General features: G+C 38.5%; 22 protein-coding genes. 7 read left to right on the top strand and 15 right to left on the bottom strand.

Going from position 1 to position 22,137, the window contains the following annotated elements:
- Nucleotides 1-72: 72 nt before the first annotated feature.
- Both ACN6MT_RS07220 and ACN6MT_RS07215 read right to left on the bottom strand, forming a co-directional pair.
- Entirely contained in the window at nt 73-993 is a 921-nt protein-coding gene (locus tag ACN6MT_RS07220) for a TRM11 family SAM-dependent methyltransferase (protein WP_419955324.1), read from the bottom strand.
- A 72-nt stretch (nt 994-1,065) separates the two neighbouring features.
- On the bottom strand, nt 1,066-1,422 hold the full coding sequence (locus ACN6MT_RS07215) for a nucleotide excision repair endonuclease (RefSeq protein WP_034672955.1): 357 nt from the start codon (nt 1,420-1,422) through the stop codon (nt 1,066-1,068).
- A gap of 164 nt (nt 1,423-1,586) precedes the next feature.
- Between ACN6MT_RS07215 and ACN6MT_RS07210 the strand changes: the two genes are divergently transcribed.
- Nucleotides 1,587-1,808, top strand: coding sequence for a hypothetical protein (locus tag ACN6MT_RS07210; protein WP_157411908.1), 222 nt, complete (start codon nt 1,587-1,589; stop codon nt 1,806-1,808).
- On the opposite strand, the gene ACN6MT_RS07205 is transcribed toward ACN6MT_RS07210, so the two are convergent.
- Nucleotides 1,809-2,195: a VOC family protein gene (locus ACN6MT_RS07205; RefSeq protein WP_034672951.1), complete on the bottom strand. Its 387-nt coding sequence runs from the start codon at nt 2,193-2,195 to the stop codon at nt 1,809-1,811.
- Nucleotides 2,196-2,318: 123 nt separating this feature from the next.
- Between ACN6MT_RS07205 and ACN6MT_RS07200 the strand changes: the two genes are divergently transcribed.
- A complete protein-coding gene (locus ACN6MT_RS07200; protein WP_419955323.1) occupies nt 2,319-2,537 on the top strand; it encodes a DUF1659 domain-containing protein in 219 nt (72 codons plus the stop codon).
- A gap of 33 nt (nt 2,538-2,570) precedes the next feature.
- Nucleotides 2,571-2,789, top strand: coding sequence for a DUF2922 domain-containing protein (locus ACN6MT_RS07195; protein ID WP_034672946.1), 219 nt, complete (start codon nt 2,571-2,573; stop codon nt 2,787-2,789).
- Between the two features lie 1,099 nt (nt 2,790-3,888).
- Here the strand turns inward: ACN6MT_RS07195 and ACN6MT_RS07190 are convergent.
- A complete protein-coding gene (locus ACN6MT_RS07190) occupies nt 3,889-4,632 on the bottom strand; it encodes a hypothetical protein (RefSeq protein ID WP_419955322.1) in 744 nt (247 codons plus the stop codon).
- Nucleotides 4,619-5,689 carry a hypothetical protein gene (locus ACN6MT_RS07185; RefSeq protein ID WP_419955321.1) on the bottom strand — a complete coding sequence of 357 codons (1,071 nt, stop codon included), beginning with the start codon at nt 5,687-5,689 and terminating at the stop codon, nt 4,619-4,621. The genes ACN6MT_RS07190 and ACN6MT_RS07185 overlap by 14 nt, the downstream gene beginning before the upstream one ends.
- A 421-nt stretch (nt 5,690-6,110) precedes the next feature.
- Here ACN6MT_RS07185 and ACN6MT_RS07180 point away from each other — a divergent pair, with 421 nt between their 5' ends.
- Together ACN6MT_RS07180 and ACN6MT_RS07175 are read left to right on the top strand one after the other, a co-directional pair.
- Nucleotides 6,111-7,175, top strand: coding sequence for a hypothetical protein (locus ACN6MT_RS07180; RefSeq protein ID WP_419955320.1), 1,065 nt, complete (start codon nt 6,111-6,113; stop codon nt 7,173-7,175).
- Between the two features lie 153 nt (nt 7,176-7,328).
- Nucleotides 7,329-7,616 carry an HNH endonuclease gene (locus ACN6MT_RS07175; protein ID WP_419955319.1) on the top strand — a complete coding sequence of 96 codons (288 nt, stop codon included), beginning with the start codon at nt 7,329-7,331 and terminating at the stop codon, nt 7,614-7,616.
- A gap of 399 nt (nt 7,617-8,015) precedes the next feature.
- On the opposite strand, the gene ACN6MT_RS07170 is transcribed toward ACN6MT_RS07175, so the two are convergent.
- Nucleotides 8,016-8,915: an acyl-ACP desaturase gene (locus tag ACN6MT_RS07170; protein ID WP_419955318.1), complete on the bottom strand. Its 900-nt coding sequence runs from the start codon at nt 8,913-8,915 to the stop codon at nt 8,016-8,018.
- A gap of 207 nt (nt 8,916-9,122) precedes the next feature.
- Here ACN6MT_RS07170 and ACN6MT_RS07165 point away from each other — a divergent pair, with 207 nt between their 5' ends.
- Both ACN6MT_RS07165 and ACN6MT_RS07160 read left to right on the top strand, forming a co-directional pair.
- The gene (locus ACN6MT_RS07165) at nt 9,123-9,737 is read left to right on the top strand and encodes a TetR/AcrR family transcriptional regulator (RefSeq protein WP_419955317.1); all 615 of its coding nucleotides are present in this window, start codon (nt 9,123-9,125) and stop codon (nt 9,735-9,737) included.
- 18 nt (nt 9,738-9,755) lie between these two features.
- Nucleotides 9,756-11,270 carry a DHA2 family efflux MFS transporter permease subunit gene (locus ACN6MT_RS07160; protein WP_419955316.1) on the top strand — a complete coding sequence of 505 codons (1,515 nt, stop codon included), beginning with the start codon at nt 9,756-9,758 and terminating at the stop codon, nt 11,268-11,270.
- A 59-nt stretch (nt 11,271-11,329) separates the two neighbouring features.
- Here ACN6MT_RS07160 and ACN6MT_RS07155 read toward each other — a convergent pair whose 3' ends face one another.
- The 9 genes from ACN6MT_RS07155 to ACN6MT_RS07115 form a co-directional block, all read right to left on the bottom strand.
- The gene (locus tag ACN6MT_RS07155; RefSeq protein WP_419955315.1) at nt 11,330-12,289 is read right to left on the bottom strand and encodes a siderophore ABC transporter substrate-binding protein; all 960 of its coding nucleotides are present in this window, start codon (nt 12,287-12,289) and stop codon (nt 11,330-11,332) included.
- A 178-nt stretch (nt 12,290-12,467) separates the two neighbouring features.
- Nucleotides 12,468-13,820, bottom strand: a complete 1,353-nt coding sequence (locus ACN6MT_RS07150; protein WP_419955314.1) for a glycosyltransferase family 2 protein — start codon at nt 13,818-13,820, stop codon at nt 12,468-12,470.
- Between the two features lie 319 nt (nt 13,821-14,139).
- A complete protein-coding gene (locus ACN6MT_RS07145; RefSeq protein WP_419955313.1) occupies nt 14,140-14,247 on the bottom strand; it encodes a hypothetical protein in 108 nt (35 codons plus the stop codon).
- Nucleotides 14,248-14,291: 44 nt separating this feature from the next.
- The gene (locus ACN6MT_RS07140) at nt 14,292-15,725 is read right to left on the bottom strand and encodes a glycoside hydrolase family 32 protein (protein ID WP_419955312.1); all 1,434 of its coding nucleotides are present in this window, start codon (nt 15,723-15,725) and stop codon (nt 14,292-14,294) included.
- A gap of 12 nt (nt 15,726-15,737) precedes the next feature.
- A complete protein-coding gene (locus ACN6MT_RS07135; protein WP_419955311.1) occupies nt 15,738-16,571 on the bottom strand; it encodes a carbohydrate ABC transporter permease in 834 nt (277 codons plus the stop codon).
- Complete coding sequence (locus tag ACN6MT_RS07130; RefSeq protein WP_419955310.1) at nt 16,568-17,509, bottom strand: carbohydrate ABC transporter permease; 942 nt, start codon at nt 17,507-17,509, stop codon at nt 16,568-16,570. Before ACN6MT_RS07130 ends, ACN6MT_RS07135 begins: the two co-directional genes overlap by 4 nt.
- Before the next feature lie 68 nt (nt 17,510-17,577).
- A complete protein-coding gene (locus tag ACN6MT_RS07125; protein ID WP_419955309.1) occupies nt 17,578-18,957 on the bottom strand; it encodes an ABC transporter substrate-binding protein in 1,380 nt (459 codons plus the stop codon).
- Nucleotides 18,958-19,202: 245 nt separating this feature from the next.
- Complete coding sequence (locus tag ACN6MT_RS07120) at nt 19,203-20,375, bottom strand: response regulator transcription factor (protein ID WP_419955308.1); 1,173 nt, start codon at nt 20,373-20,375, stop codon at nt 19,203-19,205.
- Nucleotides 20,376-22,130: a sensor histidine kinase gene (locus ACN6MT_RS07115; protein ID WP_419955307.1), complete on the bottom strand. Its 1,755-nt coding sequence runs from the start codon at nt 22,128-22,130 to the stop codon at nt 20,376-20,378.
- Nucleotides 22,131-22,137 lie beyond the last annotated feature (7 nt).

Genomic DNA, 22,137 nt, shown 5'->3' with positions numbered 1-22,137 from the left:
CCTGAACTGTCCACCTCAGGTGGACAGTGTCCACGAGCGGTGACAGGCACCCAAGTGGGCACGCGAATATCCCTACCGGCACACAATCACTTCACGGATAAATACCCCTTTTTTCGCAGCACCCCGGTCAACAATTTCAAATCCTGCTTCGATAAGAATCGGATCGATCGGTTCCACGGTTACCACTACAACCTTATCAGCAAACCTGCGTGAGCTTTGGAGCATTTCCAACTGCTCTTCAGGGGATATCACCGAACACAGGTTATAGGGTAAATCAATAATCGCCACATCGTAATGGTCAGTGATATCACGCATGTCTTTAAACTTCACATCACAAGAAAGTCCAAAGTGTGTAACGTTCTCCCTTGTTCCCGAGAGAATAACGGGGTTGTTGTCGCTCCCCTCAATATCAATCCCCATCGAAAGTGCTTCAATCAGTACAGTCCCGATTCCACAACAAGGATCAATCGCTTTTATCCCAACTGGATTCGGGATGGCGATATTCACCACCGCCCTCGCTACACGAGTACTAAGCGCGGTGGAGTACTGATGCGGCTTCTGCTGATGGTGAAACCAAACTGACTCACTTTTCACATTGTCACCGAAAACCCATCTTCCATTTACATGCATGACAGCAAACAGCCGCTTGGGATGATGAAGATCCGCAGTACCTTGAATGCGCAGCCCTGCTTCTCGCTCAATAGACCGTCGATTCGCAAATGTTTCCTCACCATTTTTAACAAAGATCACTTTAAACGTATCTTCGGTTACTTGGAAATCTGCCAACTTTTCAAGGAGCACCTCCATACTCTCTCCTTCAAAAATTACTTCAATTCTCTCCTTTATAAACGGACTGCGGCTGGGGTCAATTTTTACGGTGCTTTCCAAGATATTCGTTTGCGATTCTCTCCCAAACAAGGCGCGCATCTCCAACGCACGCAAAGAGAGTTCATCCTCATAACCTGAATATGTATAAATATAGGTCGTATCCAATTCAGTCTCATCCTTTTATAAAAAAAAGCAATAGGCTCGGTCATTTATCGACTTTACCTATTACCTTTATTTTTATCTAAAAAACGCCTTGTCGATATTGTACTTCGCCTTCGATTCGTTAATGATGTACGTTTCATAGATTTCTCTATCTACCGGCTCATCAACCACACAAACCTCAATTCGTGTCACTTCATTTCGATGGTCTTTAATAGGGGATACCGTATCCTCAAAGTGTTTCTTGATTCTTGGTCGTAACTTCCTTGCTTTCCCTACAAACAGCAGCTCTTTATCCTTGTTATAAAACATGAAAATGCCACCCTTATCACGAGGGATAAGATGGAAATCAGTAAACCCATAAATATTGCTCATTTCTGGATTTTCCTGTTTAGTAATCGTAACATCTGGCTTTGGAACAGTTATGTTAATCACGCAAGCTCACTTCCTCTTTCTACAGTGCTTTATATGCTATCACAAATCTACATATATTACTATATCCTGATATCAATACTTTAGCCAAAATATAACAATAAATTTCCGTTTTTCACGCTTAACGGAATCTTTTTGCATATACTAGAAAAAAGCATTTTTTGGGGGTGTTCAGGATAACCAGTATCCAGGATGTAAATGCAGTCCTCTCCGGTCATCACCATCCATTAGCCCAAAAGTGGCTAAGCAACGATCTCATCAAAAAAACGATTGCCGTGAGTTATGATTATTGGGTAGAAGATACCAATTTCCCCATGACATTAGATGAATTTGTTTCACAGTACCTCGATCATGCGGAATATCTCGGTGAAATGTTTGCTGATGATTGATTAACATTCATAAAGTTCAATCGGCAGCCCATCTGGATCCGCAAAGAAAGTAAATTTCTTTTGTGTCCATGGGTCTATCCGTATGTCTTCTACTTCCACTTGCAGTTCTGTTAATTGATAGACAGCTTCTTCAATATTATCCACCTCAAATGCCAAATGTCTTAATCCAGCAGCCTCTGGAAAGTTGACACGTGCTGGCGGATTCGGAAAGGAAAACAATTCAATTTGGTATTGTCCGTTTACCTCAAGGTCCAGTTTATAAGAATCTCTTTCCTCGCGGTACACTTCTCTAATAGGCGTTAAACCTAAAATTCGCACATAAAAATCCTTCGAAACTTCATAGTTAGAACAAATCACCGCTATATGGTGTATTTTTTTTAACTTCATTTCTTCTCCTCACTTCTTTTACTAGTTTATTAAAGTATAACATCAGTTACTAAATATATTTTTAATCACCATGTCCTTTTTGCCTACTTTTCTATATATAGAGGGTGAAAGGAGGTGATAGTGATGGCACAAGCAGTTGTAACAGCGTCAAAGTTACGTTTGGTGTTCCAAGCGGGGATGGATGATGACGGTAAACCGCTTCTTAAGGCAAAGACTTTTAACAATATCCAAAAGTCTGCAACCCCAGATCAACTTTTGCAAGCGGCACAAGCCCTTATTGGTTTATCCAATGACACTCTTAGCAATATTGAGAGAGTCGAAAATGCCGATTTACTAGCATAATGGGAAGATAAAAAATGATAGGAGGTGAATAAAATGGCGAAAACACTAGAGTTAGAATTTGTTACGGAATTTGGTAAAACGGCGCGTTTATCTGTAGAAAATCCGAAGGAACCGATTGAAGAAGCAGTCGTAAAGGCTGCAATGGAGGAAATGATCGCGTCTGGAGTTTTTACATCTACAAATGGCAACTTTGCTTCTGTAAAAGGAGCTCGCGTGATTGACCGGAACGTTACCGAATATGAGATCGTTTAATAGAGCAGGAGGCCGGTTTCCAGTGGAAGCCGGTCTCTTTTCTTTCATCGTTCATTAATAGTACTTTAAATCTTTATTCATAGTTTGTTCATGAATTCGGATTATGATATAGACATGAGAAGGACCTCCTATTATCCGTCTCTCTTTATCGTTTTGGATTCGGTTATGTATGATACCGAATCTTTTTTTGTTTTCTCGGCGAACTAGAATTCTTCAGGTCTTCGTTCAAACCCTCTTACCTGCCAATTTGTTCTCTCTACCTGCGGATTTGGTATTCTTACCTGCATTTTTTCCTTTTTATCTGCTTATTTCCTTTGTTTATCTGCCTAATTAATTTCATGCTCAAACTAAATTGTGAATAAGCCTTGTTACGGCATGCTTTGGGTGTGTTTTTTCCTAAATATGGGTATTGCATTCTGAGATAAAGATGGATTCAGGCTAGAATGGAGCTTTTGTAATCTCCAGTTTTATACCAATTATTCCTACCTGCAAATTTGTCTCCTTTACCTGCGGATTTGGTATTCTTACCTGCATTTTTTCCTTTTTATCTGCTTATTTCCTTTGTTTATCTGCCTAATTAATTTCATGCTCAAACTAAAATTTGAATAAGCCTTGTTACGGCATGCTTCGAATGTAATTTTCCCCAAATATGGATATTTAACTCTGAAATAAAGATGGATTCAGGCTAGAATGGGGCTTTTACAATTACCATTTTTATACCAATTATTCCTTCCTGCAAATTTGTCTCCTTTACCTGCGGATTTGGTATTCTTACCTGCATTTTTTTCCTTTTTATCTGCTTATTTCCTTTGTTTATCTGCCTAATTAATTCCTCGTTCAGACTAAAATGAAAATAAGCCATGCTAAGGCATGCCTATAATTCACTCAAGTTAAGCATAAATCCACACCAGAGTTGAGCTTTTTAGTTTACCATTTTTTAATAAAACTACATACCTGCCAACCTGCGGATTTGCTGTTCTGACCTGCATATTCCCCTGCTTGCCTGCCAATTTCCTTTGTTTATCTGCCGAATAAATCCCACACTATAAAACTATCAAAAAAAAAAGACCCGCCCCCATTTCAAGAGCAAGCCGCCACGTTACTTCAAAATAAAATACAAAACCATCATTAAAACCGAGATTCCCTGTCCAACAGCCAGCCCCATCAGCCACTTTTTAAAAAGTCTTTCTCTCTTTACACCAGTTTCAACACTCAGCTTCCATTTTTCTTCCCACTTGTCCTGGGAATTTTTTTGAATGTGCACTACCTGCTGTGTCAGCTCAGCGATTTCCTCTTTGTATCTGTCTTCAATGGCCATAAACTCTTGTAACATCAACCCTAATCGGTCGCTCACCACTTCATATTTCACATTCAAGGCAGAAGCCTGCTCACTCAAAGCGTCCTTTAGGTATCTAAGGTCCGACATCACCCTATCGGTTTCCCCGATGATAAATTCTTGATCCTCCTGCTGAAACCCTTTGACTTCGGCTAACAACTTTTCGGTTTTCTCTAGATTTTCCTGATACTGCTGGTGCCAAAAAGCAATCTTCTTTTCCAGCACGAGGATATTCTCATTAAACCTTTCCATCCCTTGATGAAATAACTCATTCTGCGGGTTAATAACCTCTTCCTTTAACCGATCACTAACCTGCATAGGAAAGCCCTGCATCGACCTTTGCATGTTTTCAATTGATTCATAGACTTCTTCATTCAGTGCTGCAATCGTTTCTTCCCGGTCCTTCATTAGCTTTTTCAAGTCATCATAAAACAGTTCATTATTAATTTTCTTAAGTGATTGAATGGCCTTTGTATATTTCTCATCCATTGTATTAGAAGTAGTCATTTCCAATAATCCTCTCCGCTTGCTTTAAAATAACTTGGCAGTACTGGTGATAGATCCATCGCTCCTCATCGGAAGTATCCTCCGCGAATAGCCTCTCCTGCCAGTGTGACACGGTTTTCACAAACTCTCTTTTTAAAAGATCATCCAGCAACTTGGGTTCTAGCATTTCCTGATCCCATTGCAACTTCTCTCTAGCCAGCTCATCCTGCAGTTCTTGCAAACGCGTTTTGTTTTGCTCTCTCTTTCCTTGAAGCTCACACAGGTTTTCTTCTGCCAGGCTTTTGTGCTCGTTCTTTCGTGTCCATAGCTGGTTAATTTCTTTTATACCCTGTAGCTTAAACTGATTAACCTGGCTGACATAATACTGGTAGACGATATCGTTATTTCGTACTAACGTATCCAGCACAATCTGAAAATCCTCTTCAAAATTCCCTGATTTTAGATATTGATCAAGCCCCCGTCCATGCTTCAAAGAAAGGCCAATAAACGCTGGATCCATTTTAAAATCAAACTTAATGGTAGAATCAATGTTTTGCATACTGCGTGACAGCAGCACCCAAATCGCTGAAAGCTGCCTTTGATAAAAATCAACCAATTCCATCTCGACCATTTGATAGATTTCTAGTAACTTCGATATCTTCCGCTCCTTAAAGATAACCTGATCCTTCTTGTCCAAGGTAAACCTGTCGTCCAATAAAAACTCAAACTTTTCCAACTGAACGTTTTCCAAGCCTTGCAGTTCGTCATCGTAAAGGGCAAGCTCCTTGTTTAAAAATTCAATTGCGGTCTTCAAATTCTCGTGAGTACGCTGATCTTCCAAAAGGCTAGCTTCAATCGTTTTAATCTCCAGCAGCTTCGTTTCCAGATCAAGATTCTTTTGTTTAAGAAAGCTATGTACGGTGCTTTTCATTTTTATAATCTGATTTTCAGCTGTTCCTGCAGCAATTTCATCATTTAGGCTATAAAAGCCCGGAAACTGTTCATGAAAATGGTCCATCGCTGCGTACATCCATTGGTCCTTTTCATCTTCTAACTTCGTAAGCAAATCGGCGATCATGCTCCATAACCTCATTTTTTTAGATTCCGAATCCATTTCACTCCCAGAAACTCGATGTATTCATTTTACTATATCTGCAGCCAGACTTCGACATTTCTCCACATAAATCACGGCCAATCAATCGTTTGATTAAAAATAATCTAAATTATTGTGAAAAACGAACTCTAGCAGCGTTTCAGGGGGATTTTTTGTCGAAGAAGGATAAATCTATTATCTATTAGATTCGTCCATTGAAGAAACCTGAACCTAGCCTCTTCATGGGCATTAGCACTAAATGAGTATCCCAATGGCACACAAATAGGGAGCTTTCTAAGCAAATAGAAATCGCTCCCATACAAAATTACCAACACTTACATTTAAAAATACAACCTGGATTCCTGCATGGTCTGTATTTATTATACTCATGGTGTTGATTTTGGTCATGATGATCGTCCATTTGACCATGTCTGTTATCTTGTTTGTGGCCATAGTCATTCATTCCGTATTGATTATGCTGGTTATAGTTGTCATGCTTGTTGCATCCACAGTTGCGGTGCTTGTTCCATCCATCGTTGTCACGCTTATTACATCCGCAGTCATGGCGCTTATTCCATCCATCATTGTCATGCTTATTGCATCCGCAGTCATGGCGCTTATTCCATCCATCGTTGTCATGCTTATTGCATCCACTGTCATGGTGTTTGTTCCATCCATCGTTGTCATGCTTGTTGCATCCACAGTCATGGTGTTTGTTCCATCCATCGTTGCTATGCTTGTTGCATCCACAGTCATGGTGTTTGTTCCATCCATCGTTGTCATGCTTGTTGCATCCACAGTTGTGGTGTTTGTTCCATCCATCGTTGTCATGCTTGTTGCATCCACAGTTGTGGTGTTTGTTCCATCCATCGTTGTCATGCTTGTTGCACCCACTGTCATGGTGTTTGTTCCATCCATCGTTGTCTTGCTTGTTCCATCCACTGTTGTGTTGATTTTTCCATCCATAGTCATCGTGATTGTCATTCATGTCCTGCATGTTGTAATCATCATGCTTGTTATGGTTGTACTCCATTTTGCCATCACGATTTTGGTTATTTTTGTTCTGCTTATTACCACCATAGTCACCATGGTTGTCGTTTTCACCATGCTTCATACAATCATTGTGCTTGTTGCCTTTGTCCTGGTTATGACCACCATCATGTTTATTGTTATTGCCCTTATTGTTTCTATCATCATACTTGTCGTATTGATCGTGTTGATTGCCGCCGTCATGCTTGTCTTTATGATCATATTTTTCCTTCTTGTCATGCTTGTCTTTTCCATGATGATGATGGTGCTTATGATGCTTTTTCTTACCTGGCATTTTCCTTACTCCTTTCTTAACAAACCTTTTTATATGTATAGTTTATTAAGAATATGGAAAATGGCTTGGACGAGTATCCATCATAAGACGTTTTTTAGAACATGCTTAAAAAATCCAACACCTACGAAGACAACCATCCTGCTATAATAGGGGCAAATTTGTAAAAAAGAATGCCCTTTACAAAAATAGATGAATTTACAATTGGAAATTTGCAAATAAATATGTACATCTGTTTCCTTCTTTGTTGATTGGGTCGTGGAACGCGGGCAATGAGAGGAAGCAATTAGAGGGGGCGTAGGAATGGGTACTTGTGAACTTTGTGAGCGAGAGGAGGTTGAAACAACCGTCCACCATCTGCTCCCTAAAGAAATGGGTGGTACATTCGGTGCTACGGCCGATTTATGTATCCCTTGCCATAAACAAATCCATGCTCTTTATACAAATGAAGAAATCGCAGCGCGTTTAACCACCGTCCCTGAACTAAAGGAAGATTCCCAGCTCTCTCGTTTTCTTAAATGGATTCGAAAGCAGCCTTCCACAAAAATAATGAAAATAAAAAAGTCTAATGAGCGGAAACGGAAACGTTAGTCTCCACTCACTATTGGTGGTACCTGTCACCTGGTTCTGCTTACCTGCCAAAAACTCCCCACTACCTGCATTTTTCATTCGGTTACCTGCATGATTAATCATTTTATCTGCCAAAAGCTATCATTTCACTGAATATCTCTCTCGCAGGGAGCCCCGGGTAGCTGAAAAAGCCAGACAAAAGCCTGGCTCTGTAAATTAATTGGTAGAATTGAAGCTTAAATTAGAGGAAGTAGGAAGATTTTCAAATACCTTCTTTCATGAAAAAACTCCTACCTGCCAATAACTCTCCCCTACCTGCATTATTTATTTGTTTACCTGCCTGATTCAGCATCCAATCTGCAAAAATCATGGATTTACCTGCATAGCAATCTCGCAGGGAAAACTCAATATAGTATCTATTTACTTGCGGTTTGCACCCGCATAAAATCGATCCCTCACACGCTTAAGCCTTGCATGGTATTTAAGAATATCCAACCGCGCCTTTTCTGCCTCTGGTGCAATCGGTCTAAGATTCTCAATATCCCAATAATCCACAATAACATCCAGTACTTGGTCAAAATATTCAAGCGGCCCGTAATTGGCTTCCTTTGCAATAATCGACATCCGGTCTTCAAAATCAGGCATGACTGTGCCGGGCATTTGGAAGTTTTTAATGACATAACCTAGGTAGTAGCAATAATTCGGTTCCAATTGCAGGTGGAGCTTGATGACATCGCGATAAAAAGCATAATGCAGTGTTTCATCCTTGGCGAGGCGTCTAAGAAGCGTAGCCAGTTCTTTATCATGAGGTCCTGCTACCTTTGCAACATTGTAATAAAAAACCATGGTTGCGAGTTCTTGGAGCGAAGTATAGACCATCGTCTCAAATGGGGTATGAAAATCCGGCTCCCAGCCGCCTTCAACGGTCATTTTGTGCAATTGGCGAATGCGCTTAGGGTCTGCATTTCTTGTAATCAAAAGATATGTTTCCAAAAGGTTTGAATGCTGATCCTCCTCGGCTGTCCAGGTATGTACAAAATCCTTAATCACAGATAGCGATCCTTTGAAGGTTTGATCGAGATGGGAGGTGAACCAAGGAAGATTAACCTCTGTCAAAAGTGCTGTCTCTACTGCCGTTACGACACCTGGTGGCAGTGTTACCTGTTCAGGGTTCCAAGGTACTCTCTTAAAATCCTGCGCCTTATCCCAAGGCAAGAAGTCATGATAGCCCCAATCTATTTTTGCAGCCCTTCGTTTGTGTTCCTCATATAGTTCCTTCAATTGCGGTTCAAGTCTAAAGTCCAAATGATTCGTTAACAACTATTACACTCTCCTTTTACTACTTTGCCGTATCACTCTATTAAATCATAAAATAAACAATATTCCGAATTAAAAGGTGACATAAAAGGTGACAGGCACCAAAAATGACACTGTGTCACTTTTTTGTTGACTTATGACATGGTGTCATCTATAATCTGTTAGTACCCAATTGTGACACAGTGTCACACATCGGATAGGAGAATGATTATGCCCAAACAAACGTTTTTTCATTTACCGAAGGATAAACAGGATACTTTAATTGAGGCTGCTAAGAAGGAGTTTTCTAGGGTTCCTTTGCATGAGGCGTCGGTTGCAAATATTATCAAAAGTGCTGGGATTCCACGAGGCAGCTTTTATCAATATTTTGAGGATAAAGAGGATTTATTTTATTACCTGTTAAATCAATTGTCCATAAAAAACCATTTACGATTTATTAGTGTCCTTCAGGAAAAAAACGGAGATTTATTTGAGACGTTTATTTCTATTTTTCAATTTATGCTTGAGGTCCATCGTGACCAAGAACATAAAAACTTTTTTAGGAATGTTTATTTAAATATGAATTATAAAAATGAAAAAACCTTAGCGTACCATGTTTATGAGGAAAACCAGAAAACACAGTATTTTAATATCATCAAATTAATCGATACAACCAAATTGAACATTCACAATGAACAAGAATTACACCATGTTATTAAAATCGTGATGGGCATTACCTTTCAAAACCTTGTTCAACTGTTCGCTAAGGACTATAGCGATGAAGAAGCGCTAAAAAACTATCTTGTCCAGATTGACCTTCTAAAAAGAGGCTTGCAAAAAAATTAAGGAAAAGGGAGAAAATATATGGATACATCATTACAAAAAAAACCACCATATTTAATGATTGCGATATTATTTGTTGGAGCATTTGTCTCTTTTCTAAATAACTCACTATTAAATGTGGCCCTTCCATCCATTATGGTGGATTTAGAAATCAAAGATTACTCTACCGTTCAGTGGTTAGCAACTGGCTATATGCTTGTCAGCGGCATATTAATTCCAGCGTCAGCCTTTTTACTTACACGATTTTCGAATCGTAATTTATACATTACATCTATGGTACTCTTCACGCTCGGTACAGCATTAGCAGCCTTCGCTCCAAACTTTGGTCTTTTACTTACAGGGCGCATGGTTCAGGCAGCTGGTTCATCCGTGATGGGACCTTTATTAATGAACATCATGTTAGTCAGCTTCCCTCGTGAAAAACGAGGTACGGCAATGGGAATTTTCGGATTAGTTATGATTACAGCACCAGCCATCGGACCGACGCTTTCCGGTTACATCGTAGAATACTATGACTGGCGCGTACTATTTGAAATGATTTTACCATTAGCCATCATTAGTTTAGTATTGGCCGTTTGGAAGCTAGAAAATGTAATGGAACAAAATAAAAATGCAACACTTGATTACCTTTCAGTCGTATTATCATCCATCGGTTTTGGCGGATTACTCTATGGGGTAAGTTCAGCAAGCTCGGATGGCTGGGACGATACCATCGTCTTAACCACGATCATTGTAGGTGGTATTTCCTTAATCGCCTTTATTATTCGTCAATTAAAAATGGATCAGCCATTATTAGATTTACGTGTTTATAAATATCCGATGTTTGCCCTTGGTTCGGTGATTGCCATCGTCAACGCCATCGCCATGTTTTCAGGGATGATCTTAACACCTGCTTATGTACAAAACGTTCGTGGAATTTCACCACTTGATTCAGGATTGATGATGCTGCCGGGTGCGGTTGTGATGGGAATTATGTCGCCAATCACTGGTAAACTATTCGATAAATTTGGCCCGCGAATCCTTGGCGTAATCGGACTTACGATTACCGGCGTATCCACCTATATGCTGGCGCACTTACAAATTGATTCTAGCTACACCTATATTATTCTTGTCTACACATTGCGAATGTTAGGGATGTCTATGGTGATGATGCCAATCATGACGAACGGGTTAAATCAATTACCAACGGTGTTAAATCCACATGGTACAGCAATTAACAACACTGCTCAGCAAGTATCTGGCTCCATTGGTACAGCGGTACTCGTAACGATTATGAACTCCGTGACAAAAACAGAAGCAACTAGCCTTATGGCTGGTGTCGACCCGACAACACTTACAGAAGCTTCGACTGCTCTATTAACACAGAAGGCTTTATTAGCCGGAATTCAATATTCTTTCTATGTAACACTCGCCATTAATATCGTGGCTCTCGTATTGGCCCTATTTGTTAAACGGGTGGATACAAGTGAAGAAGTAGTTAGAAAGCTAGAGCAGCAGGGCAACAGACAAATTAAGCCTGTAGCACAATCTAATTAAACGAAAACCTCCCCATCTAATGTTAGTTCAGACGGGGAGGTTTTCTAGTTTTTATCCGATTATTTTAATGCTGCTTTCACTTCTTCAACCATGGATTGCGTTGAGTTAATACCATTTCCTGCAATGTACCAGTTCACTGCGTCTAAGTAAATAATCTTTCCATTTTTATAAGCATTTGTTTTCTTAACCAGCTCATTTTCAAGGGTATCTTTTGCTCCTACTTCTCCGCCGATTGCGGCTGAACGGTCAATGACAAATAGAACATCTGGATTTTTTTCTAAAATATATTCAAACGTGATACTTTGACCGTGCTGTGAAACTTCAATGTTTTCGTCTACTGCTTTGAAACCAAATACATCATGTACAAAACCATAGCGGGAAGCTGGACCATAGGCACTTACTTTTCCCTCATTCGCCAATAAAATCAATGCCCTGCTGTCCGATGCGGTTGCTTCTTTATTTAACTCCTTAATACTTGCTTTTAGCTCATCCATTTTTTCAGCGAGTACGTCTTCCTTTTCAAAAATTTCTGCTAAGAGGTTGAAATTCTTTTCAAGTGACGACATATAGTTTGCATAATCTACATCTACAAATACCGTTGGAGCAATCTCTGCAAATTGATCATACAGTTCTGCTTGTCTTGTTGAAATGAAAATAACATCTGGCTGTAATTCGTGCAGTGCTTCAAAATCAGGTTCTTTTAAGCTTCCTACATTGGTATATTCTGAACCTGCATACTTCTCTAACGTCTTTGGTACGATGGCCTGTGGAAGTCCGACTATTTCTACGCCCAATGTATCTAATGTATCAAGTACTCCAAAATCAAATACAACGACCTTCTCAGGGTTCTTTTCAATGGTAACGTCTCCGTATTTATGAGTAATCGTGATTTCTTTCGCTTCTTCTTTCGTTTTTTCTCCTTCAGAACCTGACGATTTGCTTGCTTCCTCTGTGCTGCCGCACGCAGCTAATAAGAAAAACAAAGTGAATAGTAAAGAAATCAGACCTAATTTTTTCATCCTTAATGTCTCCTTTAAATAATTTTAACTGAAAATGATTATCATTATCACATTTATATATTATATTTTCAGATAAATGGTGTCAATAGGTAATTGAGAATTACTTTCAAGTGGAAAAATACGGCTAATGCAAAAAGGGAGGTTTCGAACACTCACCTCCCTTTCAACACCTATAATTTTATTTCCATTTCCTCTTGAATTTAAAAATCTCTTGCAGATACCCGTACACTGAAACGGGAGACATGATCAATTGATAGCCAAGAAAGTAAAAAATAAACCCTATTATATTCTTACGAATTCTAAGTTGTAATCGTTTGAATACAAAATTCCTTTGATAGAAATAGAGAATACTATAACTCATTAGTGTTAAGGGCAAAACAAATAATGTCGCAGGACCAACAATCAAGTAGTTCCCGAAAAACGCCAAAATCAGTCCGGGAATCCAGCATAATGTGAAGGTTACATCTAAATAAGGCATGATTAAATTAACACCAGTCATATATTTCACATACATTTGCGGCTGTTTCCAAGGCTTCACTTCATGCAATCCTTCAATCATGCCCCTTGCCCATCGTGCACGCTGCCGTACCAAATGTTTAAATGAATTAGGAACTTCTGTAAAGGCAACCGCACAGGGTTCAAAGTATACCTTCCATTTTCTTTCGAGCAGCCGCCAAGTTAAAACAATATCTTCACCGATGGCATCCGGCCAACCTCCAACTTCTTTAATGCATTCTGTCTTGTATAGACTGTAGGCACCTTGGGCTACTAAAGTACCTTGATAGAGACCCTGAAGTCTTTTTATCGATGCGATCCCTAAGAAATAATCCCATTCTTGCATTTTCGTCAATAAATTCTCTCTACTATTTTTTGCCAAAACACTGCCTGCGACTGCGCAAACTTCTTCAGGGCTTGATTTCATTCTTGAAACAAGGTAGCGGATAGAGGATGGATGAAGCAGCGTATCAGCATCCAAGGTAATGAAATAGGGAGTAGAAACCGCCTTTAGTGCACGGTTAAGAGCGTGAAATTTTCCTGGTTTATTTTCATGGACCAACTTAATTTCAATAGACAATTTCTTCTTTGCCTTTCTTACTTCATGAACCGTTTGGTCTGTGGAACAATTATTAATGACGATTACTTTCTTTTTACCTAAATAGTCTTGTTTATCTATATATTGCAACGTTTGAAAAATTTTATCTTCTTCATTATGTGCAGCGATAAGGATCGTAATTTCTTCGTGAGGATTTTCAATTTTAGAGGGAGGCTGTCGGTCTAAAATTAGGCTAATAACCAGAAAGGCGTTCATATAACCCGGAACGTACGCTAGTCCTCCAATGATAAGCAATGCCAGTGGATACGATACATGATAGGCTAAATCTTTTAACCAAGGGTGAGCAATATAAATCGAAATGCATACCCATAGAAGCGCAAAACCATGGCTTAGCCAAAACTTACCTACAACCGGAATGTATAGTTTATTATGTGTTGTCTTTCCTTGTGATTCGACTGGTTTTAGTTTAGGTATCATAGAATATGCACCCTTCACGGTTAAATTTATAACATCCCCATTTTTCTATTTAAAGCGTGTTTTTTCTTCTATTTCTGAAAAAGTTGAAATATCAGATTAGTAATTCGACAAGAACCCAGCCTATTCCTTCAAAATTAGATACAATCCCCCATGACATTTTACCTATAATATCCGACAAAATTCGAGAGAGGTGACAATGGGGACGGTTCTCGCGGCTTTTTTTTGTTAAACCCTGCAGCCAGAACCGTCCCCATTGTCGCCCGAAAAAATAGAGCAGGGAGCAGCATATTGAGCTACTCCCTGTCCATTTAATTCGTGATTATTTCAAACCCGGTGCTTTTGTACTATCACTAAGTTTAGGATTAATGGCCAAGTTTTTTGCATTGACATCTGTGATTCCAAATCCAGCCAATCTTCTTGTGTGCATACCCAAATAGTTTAGAGCGGGGTTTATTTCGTTTATTAAGACTATTAAGAACTAAACGCCTCATAACGAACTTCTTTTAATTGGGCTCCTTTTCCTGAAAGGACAATACTTGTTCCTTTTTCTTTTTCATATGCCGTAAATGTTGCGACTTTTTCGCCCTTATTCACAAAGATTTCAACTGAATGAAGATCCACATAAAATTCTAATGTGTTTTCTTCATTGTTAAAACAGTCACGTACGGTAATGGGTTCACTATCTCCATAATCAGAAGTAATCACAACAGAATTGGATGATGGATCCACACTCACGCGTGTTGCGGTTTTATCTTTCTTATTTAATTCAACAACAAACGATTCACTCTTAGATAAAGGTGATAGAGATAAATATCCTGTTCTTCCGCTTTCTATGTGCAAGTCCTCATTTAATGAAACATGTTCATGAACAGCAACAGGTGTGAAATAATCATCATGGCTAATATAAGCTTGTTGAATCAATGTGTTGTTTTTGATGTGTAACTTTCTTGGTAAACTCATCATGCCGTTATAGCCGTACTCTTTTGGTGGTATTGCTTTTGTCCAACGATGCATCCATCCAATTAAAAGTCTCTCTCCGTTTTGACCGTCCGTTGTTTGTGGTGCGTAAAACGTTGCATAATCTAGTAAGCCTTTTGCCTCAGGATTGAATGCTCCGTTTTCAAAATCCATGTGTCCAATCACATAAGACGTTTTTTTCTCTACTTCTCCGTCAAATTCAGGGTCGCATGGCATTTCTGAGAAAATCAGCACATCTTTTCCGTCTAAGTGGAAGAGATCTGGACATTCTAGTAACGTATTTTCTTCAAATGGCATTTGAAAAATAGAAGAATGAAAGCTCCACTGAAGTAAATCTTTTGATTGGAACATGATGATTTCACCACGACGTTTCTCGTTTCTTACCGCTAATACACAGTAGTATACCCCGTTACGCTCTAACACTTTAGGGTCTCTGAAATCACAAATGAGATACCCTTCTGGCAGTTCTTTTTCGCCAATCACGGGATTTAATTTGGATTTCTCGAAATGGATACCATCCTCTGACACTGCTACACACTGACGTTCAGCAATTTGTGATTCATCTTTATCAAACCCTAAGTTAGGATCAATATGACCTGTATAAATGAGATAGAGCTTCCCATCCTTTTCAATCGCACTTCCAGAAAAACATCCGTTTGCATCATACGCTTTGTCATTGGCCATCGCTACGGGAAGGTACTCCCATTTGACAAAATCATTTGTTGTTGCATGACCCCAATGCATATCATTCCATACAATGTCATACGGGTAATACTGATAAAAGAGCTGGTATTTCCCTTTGTAAAAGGAAAAACCATTTGGGTCATTGAGCCATCCGACTTCTGGTGAAAAGTGAAAAAGGGGACGGTTATTTGTTTTATGTTTGTTTTCTTTGATATAATCATTTGCTTTTTGTAGTCGATTCATAGAGCACCTCTTTTATTTAATTCCACTTTGCATGGAACCTTCCACAATGTATTTTTGGAAAATGATATAAAGAATAACAATTGGAATCGTTACGATTGTTAGTGCTGCCATCATGTGACTTGTGAAAATGTTATACGTGTCAGCAAAAACCGCATTAAGGGCAACTTGAATTGGCATCAAATCTGCGTTTGATAACGCCATAACCGGCCATAGAAAATCGTTCCATGATGCTAAGAACGTTAAAATTCCAACTGTAATATACATATTTAAGCTTGACGGCATGACGATTCGGAAGAAACATCCGACTTCACTTAGTCCATCAATTTTTCCTGATTCAATCAATTCACCAGGGAAGGATAAGAAATGTTGTCTGAATAGGAAAATGTTCATCACATTGATGACAAATGGCAGCAAATAACCCGGAATACTGTTGATTAATCCCATTTCATTTACCACTAAAAACAAGGGAAGAATGGTCGCTTCAATTGGCACAATCATAAGTGCGATAATAAAAATTAAAATCCAATCTTTAAATGGAAATATAAATCTTGCTAGAGCATATCCTGCCAATGAATTGATGGTTAATCCTACAACCACTGTAACGGATGCATAAATCAAACTATTTCCAACGTTCTTAAAGATGTTATAAAAACCTAATAACTCCACATAGGAATCAAACGAAAGATCAGAAAATCTTGGAACAAAGGCAAAGATTGTATCAATATCTCTGTAAATCACTTCATCGATTTTAAATGAAGAAAGAATCATCCAAATAAGAGGAAGTAAAAATTGTAATGCCACAAGAGACGCCAAGATATAAAACAAGGTTTTCTTTACAATTTTCATGCTGCTTTCTCCTCTCTAAATAGCTTTTTAATAATGATTGAGATAACGACTAAGAAAATCGTGAATACTAATGTAATGGCACTTGCATATCCAATGTTACGGTGACGGAATCCATACTCATAAATGTATTGTAAAATGGTAATCGTTGAGTAATCCGGACCGCCGCCTGTCATAACCATCGGTTGAACAATGAGTTTAAACGCCTGAATCGTAGTGGTGATCACTAAAAACATCAGAATAGGTTTTATTGACGGAATGGTGATAAATAAAAACTTTTGGAACGCATTGGCTCCGTCAATGTCCGCTGCTTCATAAAGGCTTCCATCAATATTTTTCAGTCCTGCTAAAAAGATCATCATTTGATACCCGCAGCCTGACCATGCAGAAATTGCAATGATTGTATACATCGCTTGTGATGTACTTGAGAGGAAAGGCTGTTTAGAAATCCCAACATTCGCAAGGAGTTCATTCATTAATCCAGATGTTGGGTTTAACATGACCGTCCATAGGATTGAGATGACAACAAGAGATAAAACAGCTGGTGAAAAATAGGCAGTACGGAAGAACCCTACTCCTCTGATTTTTTTGTTAACAATGAGCGCAAGACCAAGTGCCATCGATAGTTGCAGAGGAACAACAAACACCACAAACTTAATCGTGTTCATGAAACTTTTGATTAACACTTCATCTGTCATCATTCTTTTAAAGTTTTCAAGCCCATTAAACTCTTTGTCGTTTGGTTTTAATAAATAGTAGTCCGTAAAGCCGTACGTAAACGCTAAAATAATTGGTAATACAATGAAAAGAATCGCTAGAATTAATGCAGGTGTTAAAAATCCGTACGCGGACACGATATCTCTTGTTTTATAATGGTCGCTATGTCTGAAGTGTTCAGTTGTATTTCTCACTTTTACAAAACGATTGATAATTTTCTCCATGGTTCACACCCCTTTTAAAAAAGAGTAAGAGGTGAGGTCCTCGCCCCACCTCTTACTTTTCCAAACGATTATTTTTTGTACTTTGCAAATTCTAAATCAATTTTCTTGGCTGCATCGTCTAAATATTTCTTGATTGTTGCTTCATCTGTCGCTTTGTTTTGAGCGATTTTAAGAATGACATCTTTTGCAAAGGTTTCAGAAAGATAAGGATATCCTGGGGATACAGGACGTGATTTGTTTGTGTTTTCCACTTGATACTTTAATACTGACCATGCATCGTTGTGATATGGGTTGTCTGTATTTGTATCAATTGCGTCCACGGAATTGATTCTTGTTGGAATAGAACCGTTTTTAGCGAAATATTCTTTTGATGCTTCGTCATTCGTTAACCATTCCATGACTTCAACGATTTGCTTGATGCGATCTTCGTCTTTTTCTTGTCCGTTGCGAACAAATGCCCATGAACCTGATGGGGTGTATAACCCGTTCATGTTTTCACTCATCTTTGGATAACGAACGGTTTTGAATTTTAAGTCAGGATAATTATTGATAAGTTCATTTACATACCAGAATCCGCTGACTGATAGTGCTGATTTTCCAGTATGGAATGTTTTTTCAGATTCTGTCGCATTAGCAAGTGCTGGTTCAGCAAATAATTGCGCATACTTTGTTAATGCTTCTACACTTTTTTTACTGTTTAATACGCCATCAACTGTTACACCATCTTCAGCGACAATGTTTGCATCATTTCCCCAAAGAAGTGGTGTGAAGTAATATGTTCCTAATTCATAGGCACCCGCAGTAATGTCTGTTAGTAATAAACTTACAGCCACTTCATAATTTGCAAACGCTGGATCATCCGTCGTTTTTGCGAACTCGTCCACTTTTCTTGATAACTCAATAAATCGATCCCAAGTCCAGTCTTGATCAAGTGAAGGAACTAATGCTTTTATATCTTCAGGTAATGCATTGATCATGTCTTCGTTATACATGATCGCTACGCCTGAATCTGAATAACCCATTCCGTAGAATTTTCCGTCCACTGTTCCTTGGTCGATAATCGCTTGCGTGAATCCATCTTTGAATCCTTCGCTCATGTATTCATCTAGTTCACCAAGTAATCCTGAATCAACGTAAGCCCCAATATCTGGTCCATCTAATGTAAAAATATCAGGCATGTCATTTGCTGTAATGGCTGCATTCAGCTTATCTATATAGCCTGAACCAGCTCCTGCACGTGTGATGTTTTGTATTTCGACTTTCGGTCCGTCTGGATGAGCCTCATTGTAGCTCTTTACCCGGTCAGCAAACATCTTTCCTTCTGGATGATCTGCTGCGGCTTGTGTCCAAACGACAATTTTATCACCGCTGCTAGTTTTGTCTGAACTACAAGCTGCTAACGAAAAGACTAAAAACAGGATTGAAACAAATAATATTAACTTTTTCATACTTCTCCCCCTCGTTCTCTTAATACCCTATCAAGCGCTTTCATTATTGAAGTGTGAGTTCGTTTAGCGCTTTCATAAGTTAATGATAAGGTATTTAAAGCGCTTTCGACATGTGGCATTTTTCTAAAAAATGTTTAAATTCTTATTATTGAAAAAGAAAAACGTAAGGTGCCCGCTTATCAGCAACAAGCACAAGGAAATAAACAAAAAAGCCTCATCACCCAGCAGGGAGAGGCTTACTTAGCTTACTTATTTTTTACTAGTTTACGATATTCACTTGGTGTATTTTTCATTTTCTTTTTAAATACTTGGCTGAAGTAGCGCTGATCGGTATAGCCGACTTTTTCGGCAATTTCATATGTTTTAAGAGCTGTATTTCGCAGGAAAAGACAGGCATATTCCATTCGGACATTGGTTAAATAATCGAGAAAGGTAAGACCCGTTTTTTGTTTAAAAAGCAGGCTGAAATAGCTAACACTTAATCCTGCACGTTCGGCAATCTGTTCCATACCAAGATCTGTTTGAAAGTTATCGCGGATATAGTCGAGCGCCTCTTCCATCATATCTGCAGCTGATTGGCTGGGCTTATATTCTTTCTTTAGCCGCTCTTCTGTCAGAACATTGCCACTTATATAGTTTTCATATTTTAGTAATTCCTTGGCAGCATCAACGGAATGCTTTATTTCAAATAACTGCTCAACGACTTTACCAACCGAGATGACGCATTGATCAGAGCCTTCATGAAGAAGCTGCTGTGAGAATGCATCGGTAATCTCGGCTGTTTGATTGATGAAGTGTTTTGCCATTTCAACGACAACCATCACTTCTCTTTCTGACAGCTTGTAAACAAATAGGTTTGCATTCCACTTAGAAAGGAAGTCTGCATTTTTTGTAAAAATAAACTCGATGTCTTCCTTATAGTTTTTTACAATCACTGAGAAGTAAAGAGCTTGTTTATTTTTAATTTGTACGTCCACTTTCCCTGATGTAATCAGCTCATAGATTGCATTTTTCTCATGTCGATAAACACTTACCTTTTGCTCTTTTAATTTGTTAAGCGCTCTTTTAACGCCATCTTCCAATTCCTCATAATCAATTGGCTTTAAAATATAGTCGAACGCGTTATTTTTAATTGCCTCTTTTGCATATTCAAAATCATCATAACCGCTTATTAAAATAACCATTGGCATATTATCGGTCTGATTTAATGTCTTTAACAGTTCAATCCCGCTCATTTCAGGCATTGAGATATCTGTTAGTAGAAGATCCGTTTGTTGATTTTTGATGATTTCCATCACTTCTTTTCCATTTTGAGCTGTCCCAATGATTTCACAGTTTAATCCATGCCAATCGATGATTTGTGCAAGATTTTTTAAGATTAACTGTTCGTCGTCCGCAATCACTACTTTATATCCCATTTAATCACCTTTAATCGGAAATGAAATTTTAATTATCGTACCCTCAGTTTTCGTAGAACAAATGATGAGACCATATTTCTCTCCATAAAAAAGTCTTATCCGCTCATCAACATTGCGTACACCGTGGCCATTACTTGTTTGAGTATGATGATTTTTTAGTTTCCACTGATTTAATTCCATTAGTACCTGTTCATCAAAACCCTTACCATTGTCTTCAATCCAAAACTCGCCATGACCGTTTGAAACCGTACCTTTAATCTTAATCAGCCCTTCTTCATCATCTGTGTTTGAAAACGCATGGTTTAATACATTTTCTACGAGCGGCTGCAGAATTAGTTTAAGGACCGGATAATGATTAAGTTCTTCCTCTACATCTACTTCGAAAGAAAAACGATTATTAAATCTTATTTTCTGTATTTCCAGGTAGCTGATTACATGACGAATCTCATCTTTTACATTCACTTCATATCCACCATTAATGCTAATGCGCAGCAGCTTACCGAGATTAATCGTCATTTTACTAATTTCCCTTTGCCCGTTTAAAGCGGCGAGTGCATTAATGGATTCAAGGGTATTGTATAAAAAATGAGGATTGATTTGCTGCTGCAGCACTCTAAACTGAGCCTCACGCTTGCGTTCCTGTTCTATCTCAATGTCGCGCATCAATTGTTGAAGTTTTTCGATCATGTTATTAAAGCCCTGCGAAATGTTTTGTAATTCTTGAAATTTAAATCTTCCCATTCGTTTGCTCAGCCTGCCGCTTTCAACTTGCTTCATCCTTATTAACAGTTCATGAATAAAACGAGAAATTCTTTTCAAATACAATAAATTAAATAAACCGGCGGTTAACACGGTAAACCCTACAACGACTAACATGATGTTTCGGATAGTAACGATTTCACTGGCAATTGTTTTCAAAGGCTTAATTGATACTAGGATGAGCTGTGAGTTACTTCCCGTTTCAAAACTAGACGGCATATACGTAATCAAACTTTTTTCACCGTCCCATTCATCAGTGAAGTAACCACTTTTATTGGTTGGAAATTCAGAAAAACGTTGAATGTCCAGAGTTTTACCAATGAAATTTCGATTTAATGAATAAAGCACGGTCCCCGCTTTATTCACAATTAATTCATGGCTGGGACCTCCATAAATATCTTTAAAAATCGGATCAAATAAATCTAGTTTTACTTGTAGTATTAAATACCCTAAATTATCAAGCGTGTTAAGATCCTTTACGACTCTTGATTGAGTGAGAATATAGTCCTGACTAAAAAAAAGGTTTTGATTTTCATATGGAGTTAACCAAACCGGGCGACCTTTCTGCTGTAAAACCTTATCCAAAAACAAACTTGAGCGAAGCGTATCTAAACTCGTAACCCTATCATCGGTATAAGTAATCACATTCCCGCCATTCGTATAAAGAACAAGATTTTCAATCTGTGAATTTCCATACATCTTTCCGGCGATTTCCTGCTGATCGCTGTAAAATTCATAGATCGAGGAAGTATTTTGTGTATTTAAATAGTTCTGAATGACAGTTGATGAAACAACATAGTCAGAAAAGGAATTCACTTCAGAAACAGCGGCTAATAAATTTCGATCAACCGCCTTTAAAGTTTGGATCATTTGCTCACTAATATTTTTTTGTAACGTGGTGGATGAAATTTTGTAAGAAACCACACCTAGTATAATAATCGGAATTAATACAAAACTGATAAAGGCAATGATTAACTTATGCTGAAATTTTAACATATCGGCA

Source organism: Neobacillus niacini (assembly GCF_048572935.1).
Classification (GTDB): domain Bacteria; phylum Bacillota; class Bacilli; order Bacillales; family Cytobacillaceae; genus Neobacillus; species Neobacillus niacini.
Note: the sequence above shows the minus strand (reverse complement) of the source record. Positions and strands in the feature narration are given on the sequence as shown.

What these genes read in the sequence shown, in the direction of transcription:
- ACN6MT_RS07205 (WP_034672951.1), bottom strand. Translation starts at nt 2,195, where the DNA reads ATGAAGTTAAAAAAAATACACCATATAGCGGTGATTTGTTCTAACTAT.
- ACN6MT_RS07200 (WP_419955323.1), top strand. Translation starts at nt 2,319, where the DNA reads ATGGCACAAGCAGTTGTAACAGCGTCAAAGTTACGTTTGGTGTTCCAA.
- ACN6MT_RS07195 (WP_034672946.1), top strand. Translation starts at nt 2,571, where the DNA reads ATGGCGAAAACACTAGAGTTAGAATTTGTTACGGAATTTGGTAAAACG.
- ACN6MT_RS07190 (WP_419955322.1), bottom strand. Translation starts at nt 4,632, where the DNA reads ATGACTACTTCTAATACAATGGATGAGAAATATACAAAGGCCATTCAA.
- ACN6MT_RS07185 (WP_419955321.1), bottom strand. Translation starts at nt 5,689, where the DNA reads ATGATCGCCGATTTGCTTACGAAGTTAGAAGATGAAAAGGACCAATGG.
- ACN6MT_RS07180 (WP_419955320.1), top strand. Translation starts at nt 6,111, where the DNA reads ATGATGATCGTCCATTTGACCATGTCTGTTATCTTGTTTGTGGCCATA.
- ACN6MT_RS07175 (WP_419955319.1), top strand. Translation starts at nt 7,329, where the DNA reads ATGGGTACTTGTGAACTTTGTGAGCGAGAGGAGGTTGAAACAACCGTC.
- ACN6MT_RS07165 (WP_419955317.1), top strand. Translation starts at nt 9,123, where the DNA reads ATGCCCAAACAAACGTTTTTTCATTTACCGAAGGATAAACAGGATACT.
- ACN6MT_RS07160 (WP_419955316.1), top strand. Translation starts at nt 9,756, where the DNA reads ATGGATACATCATTACAAAAAAAACCACCATATTTAATGATTGCGATA.
- ACN6MT_RS07155 (WP_419955315.1), bottom strand. Translation starts at nt 12,289, where the DNA reads ATGAAAAAATTAGGTCTGATTTCTTTACTATTCACTTTGTTTTTCTTA.
- ACN6MT_RS07150 (WP_419955314.1), bottom strand. Translation starts at nt 13,820, where the DNA reads ATGATACCTAAACTAAAACCAGTCGAATCACAAGGAAAGACAACACAT.
- ACN6MT_RS07145 (WP_419955313.1), bottom strand. Translation starts at nt 14,247, where the DNA reads ATGCACACAAGAAGATTGGCTGGATTTGGAATCACAGATGTCAATGCA.
- ACN6MT_RS07140 (WP_419955312.1), bottom strand. Translation starts at nt 15,725, where the DNA reads ATGAATCGACTACAAAAAGCAAATGATTATATCAAAGAAAACAAACAT.
- ACN6MT_RS07135 (WP_419955311.1), bottom strand. Translation starts at nt 16,571, where the DNA reads ATGAAAATTGTAAAGAAAACCTTGTTTTATATCTTGGCGTCTCTTGTG.
- ACN6MT_RS07130 (WP_419955310.1), bottom strand. Translation starts at nt 17,509, where the DNA reads ATGGAGAAAATTATCAATCGTTTTGTAAAAGTGAGAAATACAACTGAA.
- ACN6MT_RS07125 (WP_419955309.1), bottom strand. Translation starts at nt 18,957, where the DNA reads ATGAAAAAGTTAATATTATTTGTTTCAATCCTGTTTTTAGTCTTTTCG.
- ACN6MT_RS07120 (WP_419955308.1), bottom strand. Translation starts at nt 20,375, where the DNA reads ATGGGATATAAAGTAGTGATTGCGGACGACGAACAGTTAATCTTAAAA.
- ACN6MT_RS07115 (WP_419955307.1), bottom strand. Translation starts at nt 22,130, where the DNA reads ATGTTAAAATTTCAGCATAAGTTAATCATTGCCTTTATCAGTTTTGTA.